The 22,282-nt window shown below is 69.5% G+C and carries 22 protein-coding genes; 6 read left to right on the forward strand and 16 right to left on the reverse strand.

Features of this window, described 5'->3' with window-relative positions:
* Positions 1-104: 104 nt before the first annotated feature.
* The 3 genes from KV097_RS10055 to KV097_RS10065 are packed head-to-tail and all read left to right on the forward strand — an operon-like array spanning position 105 to position 3,725.
* Positions 105-935 carry a c-type cytochrome gene (locus KV097_RS10055; RefSeq protein ID WP_220344341.1) on the forward strand — a complete coding sequence of 277 codons (831 nt, stop codon included), beginning with the start codon at positions 105-107 and terminating at the stop codon, positions 933-935.
* Positions 932-2,008 carry a ubiquinol-cytochrome c reductase iron-sulfur subunit gene (locus KV097_RS10060; RefSeq protein ID WP_220344340.1) on the forward strand — a complete coding sequence of 359 codons (1,077 nt, stop codon included), beginning with the start codon at positions 932-934 and terminating at the stop codon, positions 2,006-2,008. Before KV097_RS10055 ends, KV097_RS10060 begins: the two co-directional genes overlap by 4 nt.
* 4 nt (positions 2,009-2,012) lie before the next feature.
* The gene (locus tag KV097_RS10065) at positions 2,013-3,725 is read left to right on the forward strand and encodes a cytochrome bc complex cytochrome b subunit (protein ID WP_220347025.1); all 1,713 of its coding nucleotides are present in this window, start codon (positions 2,013-2,015) and stop codon (positions 3,723-3,725) included.
* Between the two features lie 276 nt (positions 3,726-4,001).
* On the opposite strand, the gene KV097_RS10070 is transcribed toward KV097_RS10065, so the two are convergent.
* The 13 genes from KV097_RS10070 to KV097_RS10130 form a co-directional block, all read right to left on the reverse strand.
* Positions 4,002-5,267: an Ig-like domain-containing protein gene (locus tag KV097_RS10070; RefSeq protein WP_220347024.1), complete on the reverse strand. Its 1,266-nt coding sequence runs from the start codon at positions 5,265-5,267 to the stop codon at positions 4,002-4,004.
* An 85-nt stretch (positions 5,268-5,352) separates the two neighbouring features.
* On the reverse strand, positions 5,353-5,748 hold the full coding sequence (locus KV097_RS10075) for a cytochrome c oxidase subunit 4 (RefSeq protein WP_220344337.1): 396 nt from the start codon (positions 5,746-5,748) through the stop codon (positions 5,353-5,355).
* Positions 5,745-7,427 (reverse strand): cytochrome c oxidase subunit I, encoded by a 1,683-nt coding sequence (gene ctaD / locus KV097_RS10080; protein WP_220344731.1) that lies wholly within the window; start codon positions 7,425-7,427, stop codon positions 5,745-5,747. Before ctaD ends, KV097_RS10075 begins: the two co-directional genes overlap by 4 nt.
* Before the next feature lie 86 nt (positions 7,428-7,513).
* Positions 7,514-8,413: a cytochrome c oxidase subunit II gene (gene coxB / locus KV097_RS10085; protein ID WP_301022359.1), complete on the reverse strand. Its 900-nt coding sequence runs from the start codon at positions 8,411-8,413 to the stop codon at positions 7,514-7,516.
* A 122-nt stretch (positions 8,414-8,535) separates the two neighbouring features.
* On the reverse strand, positions 8,536-9,528 hold the full coding sequence (locus tag KV097_RS10090) for a carbohydrate kinase family protein (protein WP_220344336.1): 993 nt from the start codon (positions 9,526-9,528) through the stop codon (positions 8,536-8,538).
* A gap of 70 nt (positions 9,529-9,598) precedes the next feature.
* Positions 9,599-10,945, reverse strand: a complete 1,347-nt coding sequence (locus KV097_RS10095) for a GDSL-type esterase/lipase family protein (RefSeq protein WP_220365791.1) — start codon at positions 10,943-10,945, stop codon at positions 9,599-9,601.
* Between the two features lie 97 nt (positions 10,946-11,042).
* Positions 11,043-11,402 carry an iron-sulfur cluster insertion protein ErpA gene (gene erpA, locus KV097_RS10100; protein WP_220344334.1) on the reverse strand — a complete coding sequence of 120 codons (360 nt, stop codon included), beginning with the start codon at positions 11,400-11,402 and terminating at the stop codon, positions 11,043-11,045.
* A gap of 175 nt (positions 11,403-11,577) precedes the next feature.
* On the reverse strand, positions 11,578-12,702 hold the full coding sequence (locus KV097_RS10105; RefSeq protein ID WP_220365792.1) for a glycerate kinase: 1,125 nt from the start codon (positions 12,700-12,702) through the stop codon (positions 11,578-11,580).
* Between the two features lie 3 nt (positions 12,703-12,705).
* Positions 12,706-13,980 (reverse strand): aminotransferase class I/II-fold pyridoxal phosphate-dependent enzyme, encoded by a 1,275-nt coding sequence (locus tag KV097_RS10110; RefSeq protein ID WP_220365793.1) that lies wholly within the window; start codon positions 13,978-13,980, stop codon positions 12,706-12,708.
* Positions 13,981-14,043: 63 nt separating this feature from the next.
* Entirely contained in the window at positions 14,044-14,628 is a 585-nt protein-coding gene (locus KV097_RS10115; RefSeq protein WP_220344331.1) for a hypothetical protein, read from the reverse strand.
* A 7-nt stretch (positions 14,629-14,635) separates the two neighbouring features.
* A complete protein-coding gene (htpX, locus tag KV097_RS10120; RefSeq protein ID WP_220344330.1) occupies positions 14,636-15,535 on the reverse strand; it encodes a zinc metalloprotease HtpX in 900 nt (299 codons plus the stop codon).
* A gap of 105 nt (positions 15,536-15,640) precedes the next feature.
* Complete coding sequence (locus tag KV097_RS10125; protein ID WP_220344329.1) at positions 15,641-15,919, reverse strand: hypothetical protein; 279 nt, start codon at positions 15,917-15,919, stop codon at positions 15,641-15,643.
* Positions 15,916-16,695, reverse strand: coding sequence for a PspA/IM30 family protein (locus KV097_RS10130; RefSeq protein ID WP_220344328.1), 780 nt, complete (start codon positions 16,693-16,695; stop codon positions 15,916-15,918). Before KV097_RS10130 ends, KV097_RS10125 begins: the two co-directional genes overlap by 4 nt.
* Before the next feature lie 166 nt (positions 16,696-16,861).
* Between KV097_RS10130 and KV097_RS10135 the strand changes: the two genes are divergently transcribed.
* Positions 16,862-17,437: a DUF3043 domain-containing protein gene (locus tag KV097_RS10135; protein ID WP_220344327.1), complete on the forward strand. Its 576-nt coding sequence runs from the start codon at positions 16,862-16,864 to the stop codon at positions 17,435-17,437.
* Between the two features lie 13 nt (positions 17,438-17,450).
* Here the strand turns inward: KV097_RS10135 and KV097_RS10140 are convergent, their stop codons facing one another.
* Together KV097_RS10140 and gcvT are read right to left on the reverse strand one after the other, a co-directional pair.
* The gene (locus KV097_RS10140; protein ID WP_220344326.1) at positions 17,451-17,651 is read right to left on the reverse strand and encodes a hypothetical protein; all 201 of its coding nucleotides are present in this window, start codon (positions 17,649-17,651) and stop codon (positions 17,451-17,453) included.
* 25 nt (positions 17,652-17,676) lie between these two features.
* The gene (gene gcvT / locus KV097_RS10145; protein ID WP_220365794.1) at positions 17,677-18,768 is read right to left on the reverse strand and encodes a glycine cleavage system aminomethyltransferase GcvT; all 1,092 of its coding nucleotides are present in this window, start codon (positions 18,766-18,768) and stop codon (positions 17,677-17,679) included.
* A 40-nt stretch (positions 18,769-18,808) separates the two neighbouring features.
* Between gcvT and KV097_RS10150 the strand changes: the two genes are divergently transcribed.
* The gene (locus KV097_RS10150) at positions 18,809-20,329 is read left to right on the forward strand and encodes a leucyl aminopeptidase (RefSeq protein ID WP_220347018.1); all 1,521 of its coding nucleotides are present in this window, start codon (positions 18,809-18,811) and stop codon (positions 20,327-20,329) included.
* Positions 20,330-20,348: 19 nt separating this feature from the next.
* Here KV097_RS10150 and KV097_RS10155 read toward each other — a convergent pair whose 3' ends face one another.
* A complete protein-coding gene (locus KV097_RS10155) occupies positions 20,349-20,714 on the reverse strand; it encodes a hypothetical protein (protein WP_220344323.1) in 366 nt (121 codons plus the stop codon).
* Positions 20,715-20,886: 172 nt separating this feature from the next.
* Here KV097_RS10155 and lpdA point away from each other — a divergent pair, with 172 nt between their 5' ends.
* Positions 20,887-22,272 carry a dihydrolipoyl dehydrogenase gene (gene lpdA / locus KV097_RS10160; RefSeq protein ID WP_220344322.1) on the forward strand — a complete coding sequence of 462 codons (1,386 nt, stop codon included), beginning with the start codon at positions 20,887-20,889 and terminating at the stop codon, positions 22,270-22,272.
* The last annotated feature ends 10 nt before the right edge of the window (positions 22,273-22,282 follow it).

Consider the following 22,282-nt stretch of genomic DNA (forward strand, 5'->3'; position numbering starts at 1 on the left):
CGGCTCCGGCGACGAATTCTCTACCAGAAGATCTGAATCAAGGTTTAATCGAAGGAGACGCCCCTGCCGGGGGCGTCCCTGGCAAGGGGAACGAGGTTCACTCCGTGCGGTTCTTGTCCACCCACCGAAGGCACCCTCTCGCGGGTTACGCGGTGCTGCTCTTCGGACTGCTCGTCGCGGGAGCGCTGTACGCCTCCCTCGCTCCGGGGAAGGCCGACGCCGACACGGCGAGTGACACCGCCAAGGTGGAGCAGGGCCGCGAGCTGTTCCTCGTCGGCTGCGCCAGCTGCCACGGCATGAACGCCGAGGGCGTCATGACCAAGAGCGGCGGCAACTTCGGCCCCTCGCTGATCGGGGTCGGCGCGGCGTCGGTCGACTTCCAGGTGTCCACCGGTCGTATGCCGCTGGCTCAGACCGCGCCCCAGGCACCCCGCAAGGATCCTGTCTACGACGAGGAGGAGACCGACGCGCTCGCCGCATACGTCGCCAGCCTCGCCCCCGGCCCTGCGGTCCCTGACGAGGAATACACCGACGTCTCCGACCTCTCTGAGGAGGAGCTGACCCGCGGCGGTGAGTTCTTCCGTACGAACTGCACCGCGTGCCACAACTCCGTCGGCGCCGGCGGCGCCCTGCCCAGCGGCCGCTACGCCCCCTCCCTGCGGGGCGTGAGCGCGAAGCACATCTACGAGGCCATGCAGACCGGCCCGCAGCAGATGCCGGTGTTCAGCGACGACGTCGTCACGCCTGAGGACAAGCGCGCCATCATCGGCTACATCAAGTCCGTCGAGTCGCAGCCCCAGGGCGGCTTCGGTGGCGGTGGCCTCGGCCCCGTCGTGGACGGCATGTTCGCCTGGATCATCGGAATCGGCGGTCTCGTCGCCGTCAGCGTCTGGCTGGCAGCGCACGGCGCCCGGGTGAAGAAGAAGAGGTCATGAGCCCCGAATCGCACGACGAGCAGCCGACTGACGACGTCGCCGTCCCGGCGCGCAACGACATCGAGCCTGCCGAGCCGATCGAGAACCCGGGGCTGCCCGAGCATCTCCCGCGTCCCACCGACGTGGATCCCAAGCTGGCCAAGCGCGCCGAGCGTCAGGTCGCCGGGATGTTCACCGCCGCCATCGTGCTCGCCCTGGCCTTCTGCGTCGCCTACTTCACGATCCCCAGGGACGCGGAGGTCTTCGGCTGGTTCTCGCTGAACCTCGCCCTCGGGCTCACCCTCGGCCTGGCGCTGTTCCTCATCGGCATCGGGGCCATCCAGTGGGCCAAGAAGCTGATGTTCGACCAGGAGATCATCGAGATGCGCCACCCGGCGCGCTCGTCGGACGAGGACCGCGAGGCGGCGCTCGTCGCCGTCGGCCAGGGCGTGTCCGAGTCGGGCTTCGGTCGCCGGCCGCTGATCCGCAACTCCCTCATCGGCGCCGTGGCCTTCCTCGGTCTGCCGGCCATCATCATGCTGCGCGACCTCGGCCCTCTGCCGGGCGACAAGCTGTTCAAGACGGTCTGGCGACGCGGCATGCGGGTCGTCAACGACGTCTCGGGCATCCCGCTGCGTCCGGGTGACATCGAGGTCGGCCAGCTCGTCAACGCCCAGCCCGCGATCCTGTTCGAGACCGACAGCCACGGCCACGCGCTGTTCCACGGCACGGACCTCCTGCAGGCCAAGGCCAAGGCGTCCGTGATCGCGGTCCGGATCCGGCCCGACGACATCAAGCCGCGCAAGGGCCAGGCCAACTGGGACGTGGACGGCATCATGGTCTACTCCAAGATCTGCACGCACGTCGGCTGCCCGATCTCCCTCTGGGAGCAGCAGACCCACCACCTGCTCTGCCCGTGCCACCAGACCACCTACGACCTCGCTGACGGCGGCAAGGTCATCTTCGGCCCCGGACACCGCCCGCTCCCCCAGCTCCCGCTCGCGGTGGACCAGGACGGTTATCTGATCGCGACCAGCGACTTCCACGAGCCGGTCGGCCCGAGCTTCCCAGAGGTGGAGCAGAACCGTGACTGACACCATGAGCACTCCCACGACGCCGCTCCAGGACACCAAGTTCGGCAAGAAGTCCGCCGGACCCGTCGGGTGGCTCGACGAGCGCGTCGGCCTCGCCGGCCTCGTGCGCAAGAACATCCGCAAGGTGTTCCCGGACCACTGGTCGTTCCTGCTGGGCGAGATCGCTCTCTGGAGCTTCGTCGTCCTGCTGCTGACCGGGACGTTCCTGACCTTCTGGTTCCAGCCGAGCATGACCGAGATCGTCTACGACGGCCCGTACGAGCCGATGCGTGGCCTCGAGATGTCGCAGGCCTACGCCTCGACCCTCGACATCTCGTTCGACATCCGCGGCGGTCTGCTGGTCCGGCAGATCCACCACTGGTCTGCTGCGCTGTTCATGGCGGCGATCATCGCCCACATGCTCCGTGTGTTCTTCACCGGCGCGTACCGCAAGCCGCGTGAGCTCAACTGGATCATCGGTATCGGCCTGTTCGCGATCGGCCTGATCGAGGGCTTCGCCGGTTACTCGCTGCCGGACGACCTGCTGTCGGGCACCGGGCTGCGCTTCGTCGACGGACTGATCCGGTCGATCCCGGTCGTCGGGTCCTACCTCGAGTTCTTCGTCTTCGCCGGGGAGTTCCCGGGTGACCTGATCATCCCGCGGCTCTACATGGCGCACATCTTCTTGCTGCCGGGCCTCCTCCTCGGCCTGATCGCCGCCCACATGGTGCTTCTCGTCTACCACAAGCACACGCAGTGGCCTGGCCCCGGACGCACCGAGAAGAACGTCGTCGGGTTCCCCATGCTCCCCGTCTACGCGGCGAAGGCGGGCGGCTTCTTCTTCGTGGTCTTCGGCTTCACGACACTGATGGCGGCGGTCATCCAGATCAACCCGATCTGGGCGTACGGCCCCTACAACCCGTCCGAGGTGACCGCGGGCTCGCAGCCCGACTGGTACATGGGCTGGGTCGAGGGCGCGGTCCGCATCATGCCCAACTGGGAGTTCACCGTCGGTCCGGAGCAGTACTCGCAGACGTTCTCGCTCAACGTCTTCATCCCGGCCGTCCTCCTGATGGGCCTGCTCTTCACGGTGCTCGCGATCTGGCCGTTCTTCGAGTCGTGGGTCACCGGCGACAAGGAGGAGCACCACCTCCTCCAGCGTCCGCGCAACGCCCCGACCCGCACCGCGTTCGGCGTCGCCGGCATGACGTTCTACGGCGTCTGCTGGATCGCCGGCGGCAACGACATCATCGCGTTGAAGTTCAACCTGGACATCTTCACGATCACGTGGATCTGTCGTATCGGGGTGTTCCTCGGGCCGGTGATCGCGTTCATCATCACGCGGCGGATCTGCATCAGCCTGCAGCGCAAGGACAACGACGCTCTGCTCCACGGCTACGAGACGGGCATCATCGTCCGCTCCGCCGAGGGGTCGTACGCCGAGGCCCACGCGCCGCTGCCGCGGGACGTCGCGTACGCGCTCACCGCGCGTCCTCGGGTTCCCGAGCTCACCGCAGCGGTCGACGAGGACGGCAACGGGGTCCGCAACCCGCAGGGTCGCAAGGCAAGGCTGCGGGCGTGGGCGAAGCGGTTCTTCTTCGCGCACGACGTGGACAAGCCGACTCAGGCCGACGTCGATGCCGCGGCACACCACTTCCACGACGAGGTGTACCCGCCGCACGACCTCCCGGACGACTTCAGCGGAGTCAGCGAGACGGGCGTGCCCAAGCAGCACTGAGGTCCAGCCTCACGAGAAGGCCCCGCTCCCCCATCCGGGGGGCGGGGCCTTCTCCTTCCCCCTACCCCGGCCGGCGGGTCACTGTCTGTCGCCCGCGGGTCACTGCCTGCCGCCGACGGGTCATTCTCGGCCGCTCGCGGGTCATCCTCTGCCGCTCGCGGGTCATCCTCTGCCGCCTCGGCCCACGAACAGCGACCCGCGGGCCGAAGACAGTGACCCGCCAGTCCACGAACACTGACCCGCGAGGCGAAGACAGTGACCCGCGGGGCGGAGGGGTCAGGAGAGGGCCGAGCCCTTCGCGAACTGGGCGTACGAGACGTTCCAGTCCGTCCAGCCGTTCTGCGGCTCGAGAACCTTGCGGTCGGAGCGGATGAACTTCACCGGGTCCCCGATGTGGGAGATCCCGTAGAACCACGAGGCGTTGCTCGTGCTCAAGCCGGTGCACCCGTGGCTCACGTTCGCCGAGCCTTGTGAGCCCACCGACCACGGCGCGGCGTGGATGAACTCACCGGAGTTGGTCACTCGCATCGCATACCGGACGTTCTCGATGTTGTAGTACTCCGACGAGCCTTCGGCGATGCCCGTCGTCGCGGCGTCCATCCGCTTGACGGGATACTTCTCCATGATCACCTTGGTGCCGTTGCGGGTCTGGAAGCCGGGCTTGCCGGTGGTCGCCGGGATCACCCGCGCGACCTTGCCGTTGATCCTGACCGTCGCCTTGTGCCGCGCGACGTCCACCACCGTCGTCACCGCACGCTTGGTGACCGAGAAGCTGGTGTCGCGGTCCTCCTGGCCCCACACGCCCTTGGCCGTACGGACGCCGTTGATGCCTGCGTGGACCTTGACCGTGGTGCCTGCCGGCCAGTATCTCTTCGGACGGAAGTGGACCTCGGAGTCGCTGATCCAGCTCCAGGTGCCCTCCACCTTCGGTGTAGACGTCACTGCGAGGCGCTTCTCGACCTCGGCCCGCCGCGACACCGGGAGGTCGAATCGGACGATGATCGGCATCGCCACGCCGACGGTGGCGCCGCTCCTCGGCGAGATGGAGGCGTACGCCTGCTGGTCGAGCGTCAGAGACTGGGTCCGGAAGGTACGGGTCGTCGTGTCGACGTTGCCGTCCTCGTCACGGGTGCTGACGGCGACCGTGTAGCGCTTGCCGGGCTCGAGGAGACCCTTGGCCGTCCAGGCACTCCCGTCGGCCGTCAGATCGCCGGCAACAGAGGACTTCTTGGTCGCGCGCTTGCCGAAGTAGGCCGACACTGCCGTGATCGTGCCGTTGGTCGCTCCCACGGTGATCGCGGTGTCCACCGGGACGGCGCGGGCACCCTCCTCGACGTTCATGGTCACCTCGGTCGCCGGCGTGGGCGACGGCGACGACGAGGCGTTGGAGTCGCCAGCGTTATCGGCTTCCGCGTCTTCGGCGCCTGCCCCCTCGGAGCTGCCGCCGACGGCGCTGCACCCCGCCATGAGAGCACCCGCAACGAGGACGCCGAGCCATCGGCGTCCACCGTGCAGCGCGCGCTGACCGGTTTGTCTCTTCATGATCCCCCTACGAAACAGACATACGGCCTCTCAGGGTAGCAATCGCTACCTTGAGAGGCCGTACGAAGTCTGTCCGGCGCGTGGATCAGTGCGCGTAGAGCCCGCGGTAGTACTCGTAGATCCAGCCGACCAGGGCGATGACTCCGAACGGGAGCGCCATCACGACGAGCCACCAGCCGAAGATCAGGCCGAGGATGATGGCCAGCATCGCCAGGGCCGCCCACAGCGGCCACCAGCTCCACGGAGGGTAGAAGCCGTACTCGCCTGCGCCCTCAGCGATCTCACCGTCGTCGCGGTCCTCGAGGCGCGCCGGGATCTGCTTGGCGACCACACCCAGGAAGAAGGTGAGCAGGAGACCCAGCAGCGCGGCCATGACCAGGGCTGTCGTCCCGGTCGGGTCGCCTGAGGCGATCCAGTAGATCGGTGACACGATCACCAGGAAGACGGAGATCGATGCGATGATCCAGGCCTCGGCCTTCACCGGCTGCCACCATCCTCACGCTTGTTGTCGGCCTGTTCGCGCATCGCCTCCTCGTGCCCCGAGAGGTTCGGGGCGTCGGCGAGCGGGCTGTCGAAGTCGTTCTCGGCATGCTCGAGCATCGACAGCTCAGGGTGATGCAGGTCGAATGCAGGACTCTCCGACCGGATCCGAGGCAGCGACGTGAAGTTGTGCCGCGGCGGCGGGGAGGAGGTCGCCCACTCGAGCGAGCGGCCCCAGCCCCACGGGTCGTCGACGCCGACCTTGGGGTTGTGACGCGAGACCCACACGTTGTAGAAGAACGGCAGAGTCGAGATCGCGAGGACCGCCGCACCGATCGTGGACACCTGGTTGAGCATCGTGAAGCCGTCGGACGGCGAGTAGTCGGCGTATCGACGCGGCATGCCTTCGACACCGAGCCAGTGCTGCACCAGGAACGTCATGTGGAAGCCGATGAACAGCAACCAGAAGTGGATCTTGCCGAGTCGCTCGTTGAGCATGTGCCCGGTCCACTTCGGCCACCAGTAGTAGAACCCGGCGAACATCGCGAAGACGACGGTACCGAACACGACGTAGTGGAAGTGCGCGACGACGAAGTAGGTGTCGGACAGCTGGAAGTCCAGCGCCGGCGACGCCAGGATGATGCCGGTCAGGCCACCGAAGAGGAAGGTGGCGAGGAACCCGAGCGAGAACACCAGCGGCGTGTCGAAGCTGATGGATCCGCCCCATAGCGTGCCGATCCAGTTGAAGAACTTCACGCCTGTCGGTACGGCGATCAGGAACGTCATGAACGAGAAGAACGCGAGGTCGACCGACCCGGTCACGAACATGTGGTGGGCCCACACCGCGACCGACAGTGCCGCGATCGCCAGCGTCGCCGCGACCAGACCGATGTAGCCGAAGATCGGCTTGCGGCTGAAGACGGGGAGGATCTCACTGACGATGCCGAAGAACGGCAACGCGATGATGTAGACCTCCGGATGCCCGAAGAACCAGAACAAGTGTTGCCAGAGAACCGGCCCCCCTGTCGCGGGGTCGAACACGTGGGTGCCGAGCTGCCGGTCGGCGAAGAGCGCGAGCAGCGCGGCGGCGAGGATCGGGAACGCGATCAGAACCAGGAGGCTGGTGACCAGCACGTTCCAGGTGAAGATCGGCATCCGGAACATCGTCATGCCGGGGGCGCGCATCGTGAAGATGGTGGTGACGAAGTTGACCGCGCCGAGGATGGTGCCCAGGCCGGACATGTACAGGCCGAGGGTCCACATGTCTCCGCCGATGCCCGGTGAGTTGACCGAGTCGGACAGCGGCGTGTAGGCGAACCAGCCGAAGCTGGCCGCGCCGCCAGGCACGAAGAAGCCGCCGACCGCGACCGAGCTGCCGAACAGGAACAGCCAGAAGCTGAACATGTTGAGCCGCGGGAACGCGACGTCGGGCGAACCGATCTGGAGCGGCATGATCCAGTTGGCGAAGCCGACGAACAACGGCGTCGCGAACATGAGGAGCATGATCGTGCCGTGCATCGTGAAGAGCTGGTTGTAGGTCTCTTCGTCGACGACCTGCGTGCCGGGGACAGCAAGCTCGGCACGGATGAGCAGCGCGAGGATGCCGCCGATCAGGAAGAACGCGAACGACGCGACGAGGTACATCGTGCCGATCTGCTTGTGATCGGTGGTCGTCAGCATGGCGACGACGCGCTTGCCCAACGGCTTCGGCGGGGTGACCTCTTCAGGCGTCGCCCCAGCCTGGGGTTCTGCGACTGCAGTCACTCCTACTCTCCTGTCTCTAGGTTCTGCACCTCGGCGAGCCCGGCGATCCGGCTGGCTTCGGCACCGCCCTCGGGCTGACCGATCTGCCCGGCCGCCTGAAGCTGCTGCAGGTGGGCGTCGTACTCGTCACGCGAGACCACGTGAACCTTGAAGATCATGCGGGTGTGGTAGAGCCCGCAGAACTCGGCGCACCGACCGGTGAAGACACCCTCACGCGTCGGGGTGACGTCGAAGGAGTTCTCCTTGCCGGGGATGACGTCCATCTTGAAGTAGAACTCGGGGATCCAGAACGAGTGGATGACGTCCGGCGAGACGAGGTTGAACTGGACCGACTCGTCCACGGGCAGCCACAGCTCGGTGGGGTTGGAGGTGTCGCCGTAGTCGAAGACGTCTTGACCGGCGGTCGCCTCCTCACCGAGGTAGTTGAACGTGAACTGCCACTTGCTGCCGACGACCGTGATCGTGTGGTCCGGCTCCTCGACCCGCTCCAGCATCTTGTTCTGGGCGGTGACGGTCTCGGCGAAGAAGATCGCCACGACGATCACCGGCGCCACCGTGTAGAGGACCTCCAGCGGGAGGTGGTAGCGGAGCTGCGAGGGCACCTCGTTGCCCGGCCGGCGACGGTAGCGGACCATCACCCACAGGATCAGCCCCAGGACGAGCACCAGCACGACCGCGGAGGCGATCCAGGCGCCGACCCACAGGACGAACATGGCGTCGACACGATCACTGGCTCCGATCGGGAGCGCCAAGCGGCCCCACGCGCTCGGATCGTCTGGCGAACAGCCACTGAGCAGCACGATCGCAGCAGCGACGAAGCCGAGCCCGAGCGTCTTCGACCTGACCGGTCGACGACGTTCGCCTTGTGCCCGCTTGCCGCGCGCGAAGAGTTCCTGACCCACCAGGCGCCTTTCTGGCTCGATTCGAATCACACCGTGGTGCGCGTCCTCGTCGCCGCTGACGCAACGCCTGAGGTCCGTACCACGAACATCAGCACCCTACTCCAGAGCCGTCGGACTGACCTTCAGAGGTCCCCTCGGAACCGGGGCAGACGGTCGACTACGATGCTGGCCGCCGCGTCGCCGTACTGCGTCCGCAGACGGCCCATCAGGCTGTCGCGATCAAGGCGGTACTCCTGCGTGCCGGTGGTCTCCACGACGCTCGCGGCCAGGGCGCAACCCAGCTGCGCGCACTGCTCGTGCGGGAGGTCGACGCCGAGCCCGGCGAGGAAGCCGGCCCGGAAGGCGTCGCCGACTCCAGTGGGGTCGACGGGCGTGACCCCCGCGATGGCGGGGACGTCGATGACCGAGCCGTCGGCCTCGTAGACGCTGACCCCGTCTGCGCCGCGGGTCACCACGCGGGTCCCGACCCGCTGCTGGATCTCGCCGGCGCTCCACCCGGTCTTCTTCTCCGTGAGCGCGGCCTCGTACTCGTTGCTGAAGAGGTAGGCGGCACCGTCGATCAGCGACCGGATCAGGGCGCCGTCGGCGAAGGCGAGCTGCTGCGACGGGTCGGCGGCGAAGCGGTAGCCACGGGCACGGCTCTCCTCGGTGTGGCGGACCATGCCCTCGGGGTCGTCGGGACCGATGAGGACGATGTCCCAGCCGCCCACGCGGTCATGGATCGGCTTGAGCTCGATCTCTCTGGCCTCGCCCATCGCCCCGGCGTAGAACGTGGCGATCTGGGCCTGCGCGGCGTCGGTGGTGCAGACGAACCGTGCCGTGTGCTTGGTCTCGGACACGTGGACACCGGAGCAGTCCACACCGTGACGCTCCAGCCACGAGCGGTAGTCGTCGAAGTCCTCTCCCACGGCCCCGATCAGGACCGGCTCCTCGCCGAGCGCCGCGAGACCGAAGGCGATGTTGGCTCCGCACCCTCCCCGGCGTACGTCGAGGTCCTCGACGAGGAAGGACAGCGAGATCTTGTCGAGCTGGTCGACGACGAGCGAGTCGGAGAAGCGCCCCCTGAAGGTCATCAGGTGGTCGTTCGCGATGGAACCGGATACGGCGATCTTCAACGGAGCTCCTCGAATCGGGACGCGTGCGCGCCCACGATAGTCGCGAAGCCTCGCCCAGGGCGAGGCATGGTCACCGTGGGCGCGTGGTCCGGAGCGTCCGGACCGGCCCAGTGAGGTAGCCGTTGCGGGCGGTGATCCGGACCTGCGCCCTGATCGCACGGCGCGGGACGCCCAGCTTCGCGCGGTGGCCGGCGCGAGACGCCTTGCGCCACGTCGACCACGAGCCGGCGGCCGTGCGGGTGCGGTATGCCAGCGAGTAGGTGTCCGACACGACGGCCTCACGCCAGCGCACCCGCAGCGAAGCGCGTCGCCAGGAGACCGACGCTCCGCGGACCCTGTGCGGGACCCTCCCGGTGGCGCGCACCCGGATAGGCACCGACCACGCGCCGATCATCGCGCCGCGCCGCGGTTGCACCTGGACCTCGTAGGTCCCCCCGGCGCTCAGTGCTTTCACCGATCGAGTCTGGCCGGACGCCCACGAGGTCGTCACCCAGGCGCCGAGCCGCGGCGCGACCAGGCGGTGCCGCAGTCGGTTCGACCAACCGTCGATCGTGGTGCTGTCCCACGAGAGGTCGATCCGCCGGTTAGTCCCTCGCCCGCTCACGACGAACCTCGCCGGCCACGAGACCGCCGCATCGATCGCTGGACGCCGAGAGAGGGCGCCGATCTCGACAAGCCCGTCGGCCACGCGCTGGGCGAGCCGCGTCTGCCCCGTCGGCGTCGGGTGGATGCCGTCCCAGGTGTGTACCCGAGGGTCCCAGCCCTGCGCTGTCTGGGCGACAGTCACGCGGGAGTCCGGGGTGTTCAGCCCGGACACCAGACCGGCGACGAGCGCGTTGAACGTCTCGGTCTCTCGTACGCGGTCTCGGGCGCCGGTCGAGAGGTTCATGCCGGTCATGACCTGGCCGATCACCAGGTCCACCGCAGGGTCGACGGCACGCACCCGCTCGACGTAGGTCCGGATGTTCGCCGCGGCGGCCTCTGGCGTACGGATCCGCAGATCGTTGAAGCCGATGAGCAGGACGACGACATCAGGTCGGTGTGTCGCAACCTCCTCGGTGACCCCACCGAGGAGGGAAGCCGTCGTCGCCCCCGCCATCGCGGCGTGGTCCTGGTCGAAACCGGGCACGAGATAGCTCGTCTTGTCGTACGCCAGGGTCCGGCGTGGGCCGACGAGGTCGATCGTGGACCCGACCGACCGAAGACCGCGCCAGAGCCAGTATCGGTAGGTGTAGTCACCTGCGCGGCCCTGTGTGATGGAGTCACCGGCAACCATGACGCGCGTCGGCCCAGGAGGGCGTTCAGGGGCCTCCTGGGCCGTTCGTGCGCCGACGGCGTATGCGGGGCTGGCCGTCGCGAGCAGCACACCCAGAAGAGCCGCGACCGCTGACCGACTCAAAGCCGTACCAGTTCGCATCGAATGACCGTACACCCGCGCAGCGACGACGACGGCCGCCCGAAGAAACTCGGACGGCCGTCGTGACGTCAGCGCCCCGGAGGGCCGGCTCAGAGACTCAGTGGAACGAGTCTCCGCACGCGCAGGAGCCCGTCGCGTTGGGGTTGTCGATGGTGAAGCCCTGCTTCTCGATGGTGTCGACGAAGTCGATCGTCGCGCCGTGGAGGTAGGGGACGCTCATCCGGTCGACGACCAACGAGACACCGTCGAACTCACGGGTCTCGTCGCCGTCGAGCGTGCGCTCGTCGAAGAAGAGCTGGTAGCGCAGACCCGAGCACCCGCCCGGCTGCACCGCGATCCGGAGTGCGAGATCGTTGCGCCCCTCCTGCTCGAGGAGGCTCTTCACCTTGGCGGCGGCGCCGTCGGAAAGATTGACACCGGTCAGGGTCTCGCTGGTGTCGGTGCTCTGCACGGTCATGTGTTCTCCCGAAGTCTCTGGTGCGGGTCCGCCCGGATGGAGCGCGCTGTCCACGTCGAACGCAGGGTCCCGCCGTCTCATTCCACCGTACGTCACCTCGACACTCGGATCACGCCGCAGTGCCGCAAGGCTCGTCCTACCCTACGTCGCGGGTCCGACAGGGCCACCTGACCGTTCAGCGGTCGGACCAGGTCCGCGCCACCCGCTCGGCAAGCCGACGCAGCGACTCCGCCGGCCGGCCGAGGGAGTCGGCCTCCCCCACGACGTCGACCATCGCGTACGCCGCCTCGATCCCCATCGCGCGGCGTTCGCGCGCTCCCACCTCGACCCGGCCGGCGAGGACGACGCACGGCCGCAGCGCGCCGCCGGCGATCTCCGCGACCCCGTAGACGACCTTGCCCTCGCGCGACGTGACGTCGAAGGCGCCCTCTCCCGTCAGCACCAGGTCGCTCTCGCGCGCGCGGTCGGCGAGGCCCACCGCCTGCGCGACCATGCCGATGCCGGGCTCGACGGTGGCGCCGAGCAGCTGCAGGGCGAACCCGAGTCCGCCTGCCGCACCGGCGCCCGGCCGATCGGCCACGCGACGCTGCGCCGGGCCTGGACCGCACACCGCGACCACGAAAGCGTCGAGGATCCCGTCGACCCTGATGACGGCAGCGTCGTCGAGCCCCTTCTGCGGCCCGAACGTCCGCGCCGCGCCCAGGAGGCCCAGCAACGGGTTGCGTACGTCGGTGGCGGCGACGAGCTCCACGTCGCCGAGCCGCTCGCTCGCCGCGGTGACGTCCACCTGGCCGACCCCGGTCAGGCCACGGGGGCCAGCGTCCAGCGCGACGTCGGCCCGTGCGCCCAGGGCCGCGAGCATCCCCGCGCCGCCGTCGGTGGTCGCGCTCCCACCGAGTCCGACCACGACGCGGGCGGCCCCGGCGTCGACGGCCGCGGTGACCAGCTGGCCCACGCCGTACGTCGACGCGTCCTCGGGGCTGCGCCGGGGGTCGGCCTCGAGACCGCACGCGGTCGCCGACTCCACGTAGGCGGTCGACCGGCCGTCGAGGCCGTCCACGAGGAGCAGCGGCGCCTCCACGAGCGCCCCGAGCGGCCCGCGTACTCCGGAGACGAGGAGGCGCTCACCGCCGAGGGAGGCGTGGAGGACGTCGACGAACCCGGGGCCTCCGTCCGACATCGGCACGAGCGTCATCACGTCGTCGGGCGCGGTACGGAGCCAGCCCTCGGCGATGGCCTCCGCGGCTTCCGGTGCACGCAGCGTGCCCGCGAACGCATCGGGGGCGACCAGCACACGCACCGGTCAGGCCAGCGCCTTCTCGGCCGCCGCGAGCAGCACGCACGTCGCGAGGCCCTCCATGGCCAGGCGCAGGTCGTCGAGCGACGGGTACGTCGGCGCGATCCGGATGTTGCGGTCGCGCGGGTCGCGCCCGTACGGGAACGAGGCACCGGCCGGCGTCAGGGCGATCCCGGCGCCCTTGGCGAGCTCGACCACCCGGGCGGCGGTGCCGTCGACGACGTCGAGACTCACGAAGTAGCCGCCGCGCGGATGCGTCCAGGTGGCGACGTCGTACGGAGCGAGCCGGGACGAGAGCACCTCCTCGACGACCGCGAACTTGGGCGAGATGAGGTCGCGGTGCTGGCGCATCAGGGAGCGGACCCCGTCGGCGTCGCGGAGGAACCGCACATGGCGCAGCTGGTTGACCTTGTCGGGCCCGATCGACGCGAACTTGAGGTGGCTCTTGAACCAGGCGACGTTCTTCGGCGAGCTGCCGAAGAACGAGACTCCCGACCCGGCGAAGGTGATCTTGGAGGTGGAGGCGAAGACGAGGACCCGCTCGGGGTGTCCACCGGCAGCCGCCAGCGCGAGCGCATCGGCCGACTTCAGCTCGTCGTCGCTCAGGTGGTGCACGGCGTAGGCGTTGTCCCAGAAGATCCGGAAGTCGGGGGCCGCGGCCGGCATCGCCGTGAGGCGCGCGGCGACCTCCGGCGAGGTCACCCCACCGGTCGGGTTGGCGTAGGTCGGGACGAGCCACATGCCCTTGATGGTCGGGTCGTCGGCCACCAGCGACGCGATCGCGTCCGCATCAGGGCCGTCGTCGGTCATGTCGACCGGCACCATCTCGATCCCGAGGGACTCCAGCAGTGCGTAGTGGCGGTCGTACCCGGGCACCGGGCAAAGGAAGCGGACGGTCTCCTCGGCCCCCCACGGCCGTGGAGAGTCGGTGAATCCGTGCAGCATGGCCCAGGCGACGGTCTGGTACATCAGGGTCAGGCTCGAGCTGCCCTGCGCGAGCAGCTGCGGGACGGGGATCCCGAGGAGCTCGGCGAAGATCTCGCGAAGCTCCGGGAGGCCCTCCAGACCACCGTAGTTGCGGGTGTCGGTGCCGTCGGCGGCCCGGAAGTCGTCCTTGCCGGGCAGGTCGAGGAGCCCGTTGGAGAGGTCCAGCTGCTCGCTGGACGGTTTGCCCCGTGTCAGGTCGAGCGTGAGCCCGCGCGCACGCAGGTCCTCGTAGGCGGCGCGCTGCTCGGACAGCAGCGAGCCGAGCGCGTCACGATCCAGGGTGTCGATGCTCATGGGGATCCTCGCGAGACGGGGTTCGACGGTGCGTCGCGGCAGGCGGACGCTCCGGGGTGGAATCTATCGAGTGCCGCCGCCGAGCCCGGGAGCGCCCCAGATCGCGAGCCAGCGGCCCAGGTCCTTCTCGATCGGGAGGTCGTCGGTGACGATGCCCCGCACCTGGAGCTCGAGGGTGTTGTCACGGCGCGGCTCGGCGGCCGGGGCGAACGGGTAGAAGGTCCCGCGCTTGTAGAGGTAGACGAGCCCGAGCGCCCTGTCGTCGGCAGTGACGAAGTCGACCACCGAGCAGAGCAGCTGCGGTCCGAACCCGTTGTCGACGAGGGTGCTGTTGACGGCGTGGAGGTCGGTCACCAGCCCGCCGACGTCCTCGGGGTCGTGCTGGACGACGAGCCACGTGAAGCCGTACTGGTCCATCGTGCGCTCGACCTTCGGCCCTCCGTCGGCGTCGAGGAGCTCCTGCACGTCGGCCTGCATCGTGGTGAACGCGGCACCCTCGGTCTGCCGGTAGCACACCGACCCGATGCCGGTCGGCTTGATCGACGCGGCGGCGTCGAGCGTGATCGCTGCCGAGGGCAGCGCGAACAGAGCATCGAGGTCGGCCTGCGCCGGCTTCGATCGGCCCATCAGGGCATCCCAGAGTCCCATCGCCGGCTCAGAGGGGTCGGCCGAGATCGGCGGAGATGTGGGCGAGCTGCTCGAGGCGCTTCTCCACCGGCGGGTGGGAGCTCATCAGGCCGGCGAGCGAGTCGCGAGAGAACGCCGGGGTGGCGAAGAAGAACGCGCTCATGTTCTCGACCTGGCGAAGGTCCTTGCTGGGGATACGTCCCATGTCTCCGGTGATCTTGGTGAGTGCGGAGGCCAGGGCCGAGGGCTTGCCGGTGAGGTACGCACCCGACCGGTCGGCACTCAGCTCGCGGTAGCGCGACAGCGCCCGGGTCAGCAGGAAGCTGATGAAGTAGGCGATCAGGCTCGCGAGCCACACGACCAGGAACATCAGGGCCGCGTTGTTGTTGCGGTCGCGACCGCCACCCATGAACGGGAACCACCGGATGAGGAAGCCGGCGAGCAGGCCGAGCGACGAGGCCACCGTCATGACCGACACGTCACGGTTCGCGACGTGGGCGAGCTCGTGGCTGAGCACACCCTCCAGCTCCTCGCCATCGAGCCGACGCAGGATGCCGGTCGTGACGCAGACCGCGGAGTGGCTCGGCGAACGCCCGGTGGCGAAGGCGTTGGGGAGGTCGGTGTCGGCGACGGCGACGGCCGGCTTGGGCATGTCCGCCAGTGCGCAGAGGCGATCGATCATGCCGTGCAGCTCGGGCGCCTGCTCCGGCGTGACCACTCGGGCGCCCATCGACGCCAGCGCGAGCTTGTCGGAGAAGTACCACTGAGCCCAGGCCAGCGCGACGACCACGACCGCGGCCAGTGCCGCGTTGGGCATGACCGTGATCAGGACGGCGCCGAACGCCAGGTAGAGCACCACCAGCCCCAGGCTGACCGCGCCCATCCGGCGGGTCAGACCCGCGTCGCTGCGAAATCGGGTCTTCGACATGTTTCCTCTCTCGGCATGACTCATGCCCCCTGTCGATCTCAACGCCGACAGGGGCTCAGTCGTTCCCGCCTCGATCGGCGGGAACGACCGTCGTACGCGTGGGGGTCAGCCGGGGATGAAGCCGTCGGTGCCGAGCAGCTCCTCGACCTCGCCGAGCGAGGCGTCGGAGGGGGGCAGCACGAGGTCGGACTGGACGAGCTCCTCGGCCGGCACCTCCTTGCCGATCTCGCGGACCAGGTCGAGCAGACGGTTGAGGGCGTCGCCGAACGCTTCCTCGTCGTGGGCCGCCACCGCGCTCTCCACGACGTCGTCGAGGGAGTTGAGCTGATCGAGGGCGTCGTCGGCGACGTCGAACTGGCCCTCGGACATGATCCGGACGATCACGCCTGCCCCTCCTGCTTCTTCTCCTCGGCCCCTGCCTGCGGGGCGTCGCCGCTGCCGAGGGCCGGCTTGTCCGCCCCGGTCCCCAGCTGCCGCTTCATCGCCTCGAGCTCGGAGTCGACGCTGGAGGTCGACGCCAACGCGTCGAGCTCGCGGGTGATGTCGTCGTTGGGCCCCGCGGTGACGTCCTCGAGCGCACCCGACGCGAGGAGCTCGTCCACCGCTCCCGCACGGGCCTGCATCTGCGCGGTCTTGTCCTCGGCGCGCTGGACGGCCATGCCCACGTCGCCCATCTCCTCGGAGATGCCGGAGAAGGCCTCGTTGATCCGTGTCTGCGCCTCGGCGGCGGTGTAGGTCGCCTTGATCGTCTCCTTGCGGGTCCGGAAGGACTCGACCTTGGCCTGGAGGCGCTTCGACGCGAGCGTGAGCTTCTCCTCCTCCGCCTGGAGCGAGGCGTGCTGCGTGCCGAGGTCGGCGATCTGCTGGTCCAGGCCGGACCGGCGGGTCAGCGCCTCGCGCGCCAGGTCCTCACGGTTGGCGGCGAGCGCCTTCTTGGCCTGGTCCTGGAGCTTGGTCGACTGCTGCTGGAGCTGGTTCATCTGCAGCTCGACCCGCTTGCGGCTGGTCGCGACGTCGGCCACTCCACGACGGACCTTCTGAAGCAGCTCGAGCTGCTTCTGGTAGCTGTAGTCCAGCGTCTCGCGCGGGTCTTCTGCCCGGTCGAGCGCTGAGTTGGCCTTGCTGCGGAAGATCGTGCTCATCCGCTTCATGATGCCCATCGTGGAGTCTGTCCCCTTCACAAGTCCGCTGTTCCCCCCAACCTTACGGGCAGCGACGGCTTCGCGGGAGCGGCTCCGCGCCAGGTAGGCTCGTATCATCGCCGACGCCGCACCGGCCCCGCCGTCCAGCAGGCCCGCGGCACCGACCCCGAAGACCGAGGCACCCGTGTTCCGACGCAGCAACCAGACCGACGCTCCCGCCGAGCCGACCACCGTCGAGCCCAAGCCGTACGGCAAGGGCCGGCCGACCCCGACACGCAAGGAGGCGGAGGCGGCACGCAAGGCGGCTCTCAAGTCCCCGAGCTCGCGGCGTGACCTGGCCCGGGCCGACAAGACCCGCCGCGCGGCCGAGCGGATCAAGGTGCGCGAGGCGATGAGCAGCGGGGACGACCGCTACCTGCCCCGACGCGACAAGGGTCCGGTCCGCCGACTGGTCCGCAACGTCGTCGACTCGCGCCGCAACGTCGGCGAGTACCTGATGCCGGTGCTGGTGGTCATCCTGCTGGTGAGCCTCATCCGCGCCCCGTGGGCCGTCACGGCGATCTACGCCTTGTGGCTGGTCACGATCTTCGGCACGATCATCGACTCCTTCGTGCTGGTCCGCCGGGTCAAGCGCGAGGTGCGCGCGGCGTTCCCGGAGGCGAGCACCCGCGGTCTCACGGGCTACGCGATCCTGCGGAGCACCCAGATCCGCCGGCTGCGGCTGCCCAAGCCGCAGGTCGGGCACGGCGAGTCCTACTGAGGGGCGCGCCGCCTCAGGCGTGCAGGGACATCGGGCCGAACACCGCTCGACCGTCCTCCAGCAGCGTGACCTGGTCGACCCCCTGGTCGGCCAGGTCGCCGTAGAACTCCCCCACCCACGACTCCGCGTCTCCGCGGCTCGCGAACGTGCCGCCGTCGTCCTCGGGCGACACCGGAGTCCCGTCCTTCGTCTCGAACTGCCACGTCCACGCCATGGGCGGAAGCCTAGAGGGCCGCGGCTCAGCGCGTCGACGACGGCACGAACGGCGGCGCCGTCACGACGAACGCCTCCGTACGACCGCGGACGTCGACGGTGACCTCGTCGCCGAGTCCCACCGCGCGGTCGAGCAGCGCGAGCGCGACGCCCTTGCGCAGCGTGGGTGAGAACGTGCCGGAGGTGACCCTTCCGACCTCCGACCCGTCGGCGGCGACGGCCATGCCCGGTCGCGGGATCCCGCGACCGGAGGCGACCAGTCCTCGGAGCAGGGGGGAGTCCTTGGCGGCCTTCTGCGCCAGCAGCGCATCGCGGCCCCAGAACTCCGGCTTGTCCCACCCGACGGCCCACCCGAGGCGGGCCATGACCGGGGTGATCTCACGCGAGAGGTCCTGACCGTGGAGCGGGTAGCCCATCTCCGTCCGAAGCGTGTCGCGGGCGCCGAGACCGCAGGCCCGGATCGCGTACGGCTCGCCGGCCGCCATGATCGCGTCCCACGCGGCGACCGCGGCGGTGGCAGGGAGGACGATCTCGTACCCGCGCTCGCCGGTGTAGCCGGTCCGGCACACGGTGATCGCCTCGCTGCCGAGCTCGGCCTGCGCGTACGACATGTAGTCGTGCGCGACCGGCAGGCCCATCGCCTGGAGGGTCTCGTCGCTGCGCGGACCCTGGACCGCGAGCACGGCCAGGTCGTGGTGGCGGTCGGTGATCGTCACGCCGTCGGGAGCGCGTTCGACGAGCCGGCGGACCACCTCGGCGGTGTTGGCCGCGTTGGGGACGAGAAGGACGTCGTCGTCGGCGCGGAGATAGGCGATGAGGTCATCGATGACGCCTCCGTCGTCGTCGCAGCACAGCGTGTACTGCGCCTGACCGGGACCGATCCGGTCGAACGCGTTGGTGAGGCAGCGGTCCAGGTACGCCGCCGCCCCCGGGCCCTCGACCGTCGCCTTGCCGAGGTGGCTGACGTCGAAGACCCCCACCGCCTCGCGGACCGCCTTGTGCTCGGCGAGCACGCCGCCCCCGGCGTACTCCAACGGCATCTCCCATCCTCCGAACTCGGCCATCTTGGCGCCGAGCTGCAGGTGGCGGTCGTGCAACGGGGAGTGCGCAAGCGTCATGCATCAGAACCTATCCCCACCCGTCGGTAGGCTGGCCGCCATGGCCCCGAAGAACCCAGAGCCCACCCTGTCCCTCAGCTCCGCCGCCCCGACGACCACGCGAGCAGACGTCGTCGTCGTCGGTGTCGGGCCTGATCTCAAGCCGGCGGCTCCCGCCGACGAGGTCGGCAAGGCCTTCGGCAGGTCGTTCGGACCGACCCTGACTGCGCTCGGATTCAAGGGCAAGAAGGGCGACGTCGCCGTTGTCCCGACCTCCGGCGCGATCAAGGCCGGCATCGTCATCGCCGTCGGTCTCGGCGAGGAGCCGACCAGCTCCGACCTGCGCAAGGCTGCCGCCCGCGCGATCAAGGCCGTCCACAACGCCTCCACCGTCGCCGTGGCGCTCCCGACGGCCGACCCGGACGCGGTTCGCGCGGTCGCCGAGGGCGTCCTGCTGGGCGGCTACCGCTTCGACCGCTACCGCACCGGGAGCGACGCGAAGGATGCCGCCGCCGACCGGCCCAGCGCTGTCCTGGTCCTGACGCGACTGTCCCGCGACGCTGAGGCGCTCGCGTCCCTCGAGGCGGCGAAGGCGGTCGCCACCGCCGTCAACCGGACGCGCGACTGGGTCAACACGGGCCCGGGCGACCTGACCCCGGCGGCGTTCGCCGACGCGGTCACCGAAGCTGCCAAGGCCGACGGCACGGCTGGAGTGAAGGTCGCCGTGTGGGACGAGGTCCGCCTCGCCAAGGAGAGCTGCGGCGGCATCCTCGGCGTCGGTCAGGGCTCGAGCAACCCCCCGCGGCTGGTGCAGGTCACCTACAGGCCCAAGAAGCCGGTCGCGCACCTGGCGCTGGTCGGCAAGGGGATCACGTTCGACTCCGGAGGCCTCAGCCTCAAGCCGGGCGCCAGCATGATGACGATGAAGTGCGACATGGCCGGCGCCGCGTCGGTGCTGGCGGCGACGTTCGCGATCGCCTCCCTGGGTCTGCCGGTCCAGGTCACCTGCATCGCCTCCATGGCCGAGAACATGCCGAGCGGTACGGCGATGCGTCCCGGAGACGTGATCGCGATCCGTGGCGGCACCACCGTCGAGGTGCTCAACACCGACGCCGAAGGCAGGCTCGTGCTCGCCGACGGACTGGTCGTTGCGACGGAGGCCAAGCCGGACGTGCTCGTCGACGTGGCGACTCTCACCGGTGCCGCCATGGTCGCGCTCGGGCAGCAGACCGCCGCGGTGATGAGCAACGACGACGCGTTGCGCGACCAGGTCCTCGACGTCGCCGACTCCGTGGGCGAGGCCTTCTGGGCGCTGCCGATCACCGATGAGGTCACCACGCGGGTCACGAGCTCCGACGTGGCAGACCTGCGCCAGCACAACCCGAAGCCAGCGGGCGGCGCCCTCTTCGCCGCGGCGTTCCTCCAGGAGTTCGTCGGCGAGACGAGGTGGGCGCACCTGGACATCGCCGGCCCGGCCTACAACGACGGCGGCGCGTACGACGAGGTGCCCAAGGGCGGCACCGGGATGAGCGTGCGGACGCTCGTCGGGCTCGCGGAGCGCCTGGCCCGCAGCGTCGACTGACGGCGGGTGACCGGGAGGGTCAGTCCCCCGCCGACTCCTCCCGGTCGCGGCGCTTGCGCTCGGCCGCAACGCGCCGGTTGTATTCACGCATGCGCTGCGGGTAGCCGACCACCGCGGCGTCGTACGTCGGCACGCGATGCTTGTTGCCGAAGTCGTGGGCCCACGACGCCGAGGGAACCCGCCGACGCGTCCACTCGCCGTCCTTGGCGACCAGCAGCAGGGTGACCTGCGAGACCGCGGTCGGTGGCTCGACGAAACCCTCGACACCCGCCCGTGACTCGATGAACTTCTCCAGGTGGGCCCGGTCGGCGGTGTCCGAGGCGCGGTCGGAGACCACGGCGCCACCACCGGTGCGGTTGCGCTTCTTGCGTCGGAAGAGCCCCATCGGGTGTGCTCCTGAGGGTCGTGAGCGGGGCGGTCCCTGCTGCTGTCTGGGTCCAGTCTGCCGTACTCACGGGTAGCGCCCCCACGTGTGCACCGTGGTGCCCGCAGTGACAGGATGAGGGGCGGCAGCAGGCGGCGAAGATCTCGTCGCCCACACCGTCTGGAGGCAATTCGTGACCCGTTCCGCCCCCCCTGACCACGATGTCGTGGTGCTCGGCGGCGGAAGCGGCGGGTACGCCACCGCACTCCGGGCCCGGCAGCTCGGCCTGAGCGTCGCCCTCGTCGAGGAGGCCAAGCTCGGCGGTACCTGCCTCCACCTGGGGTGCATCCCGACCAAGGCGATGCTGCACGCGGCCGAGGTCGCCGACGCCGCCAGGGACGCCTCCGCGTTCGGCGTCCGCGCGACCTACGACGGGGTGGACCTCGCCGCGGTCGGCGCCTACCGGGCCGGTGTCGTCGAGCGCCTCTACCGAGGTCTCCAAGGGCTCGTCCGCGGCGCCGGCATCGACGTCGTCGAAGGCACGGGACGCCTGGTCGGACCGCGGTCGGTCGCCGTCGGCGACACCGTGGTCACCGGACGCACCCTGGTCCTCGCCACCGGGTCGTACGCTCGGACGCTGCCGGGGGTCGAGATCACCGGCCGCGTCGTGACCTCCGACGGCGCGCTCGCCCTCGAGGAGCTCCCGCGTCGCGTCGTCGTCGTGGGAGGGAGCGTGATCGGCGTCGAGCTGGCATCGGTCTGGCGCTCGTTCGGTTCCGAGGTCACCGTCGTCGAGGCGCTGCCGCACCTCGTGCCGCTGGAGGACGAGACCCTCTCGGTCCACCTCGAGCGCGCGTTCCGCAAGCGAGGGATCGCGTTCCGGACCGGGACGCCGATCACCGGCGTCAAGCAGGACGACACCACCGCGTACGTGACGCTCGACGGCGGGGAGACCCTCGAGGCCGACCTCGTCCTCGTGGCCGTCGGGCGCGGCCCTCGTACGGACGGGCTCGGCCTCGCCGAGCACGGGATCACCGTCGACCGCGGCTTCGTGGTCACCGACGAGCGGCTCCGGACGTCGGTCGACGGGGTCTATGCCGTCGGTGACGTCGTCCGAGGGCTGCAGCTCGCCCACCGCGGGTTCGCCCACGGGATCTTCGTCGCCGAAGACGTCGCGGGTCGCGGACCCCGGCCGGTCGTCGACAGCGGGATCCCCCGAGTGACCTACTGCGACCCCGAGATCGCCTCGGTCGGTCTGACCGAGGCGCAGGCCCGTGCCGCCCACGGAGACGACCGGGTCACGACGTACGAGTACAACCTCGCCGGCAACGGCAAGACCCAGATCCTCCGCTCGTCCGGCCTCGTCAAGGTCGTCCGCGAGGTGGACGGCCCGGTCCTCGGCGTCCACATGATCGGCGCTCGGATGGGCGAGCAGGTCGGCGAGGCATCCTTGTGGGTGAACTGGGACGCATTTCCCGAGGACGTCGCCGCTTTCGTCCACGCCCACCCCACCCAGAACGAAGCTCTCGGCGAGGCCGCGCTGGCTCTCGCCGGATCACCACTCCACGCACACGCCTGAGATCAGACAG

Source organism: Mumia sp. zg.B17, from assembly GCF_019550915.1.
In the GTDB taxonomy this organism is placed as follows: Bacteria; Actinomycetota; Actinomycetes; order Propionibacteriales; family Nocardioidaceae; genus Mumia.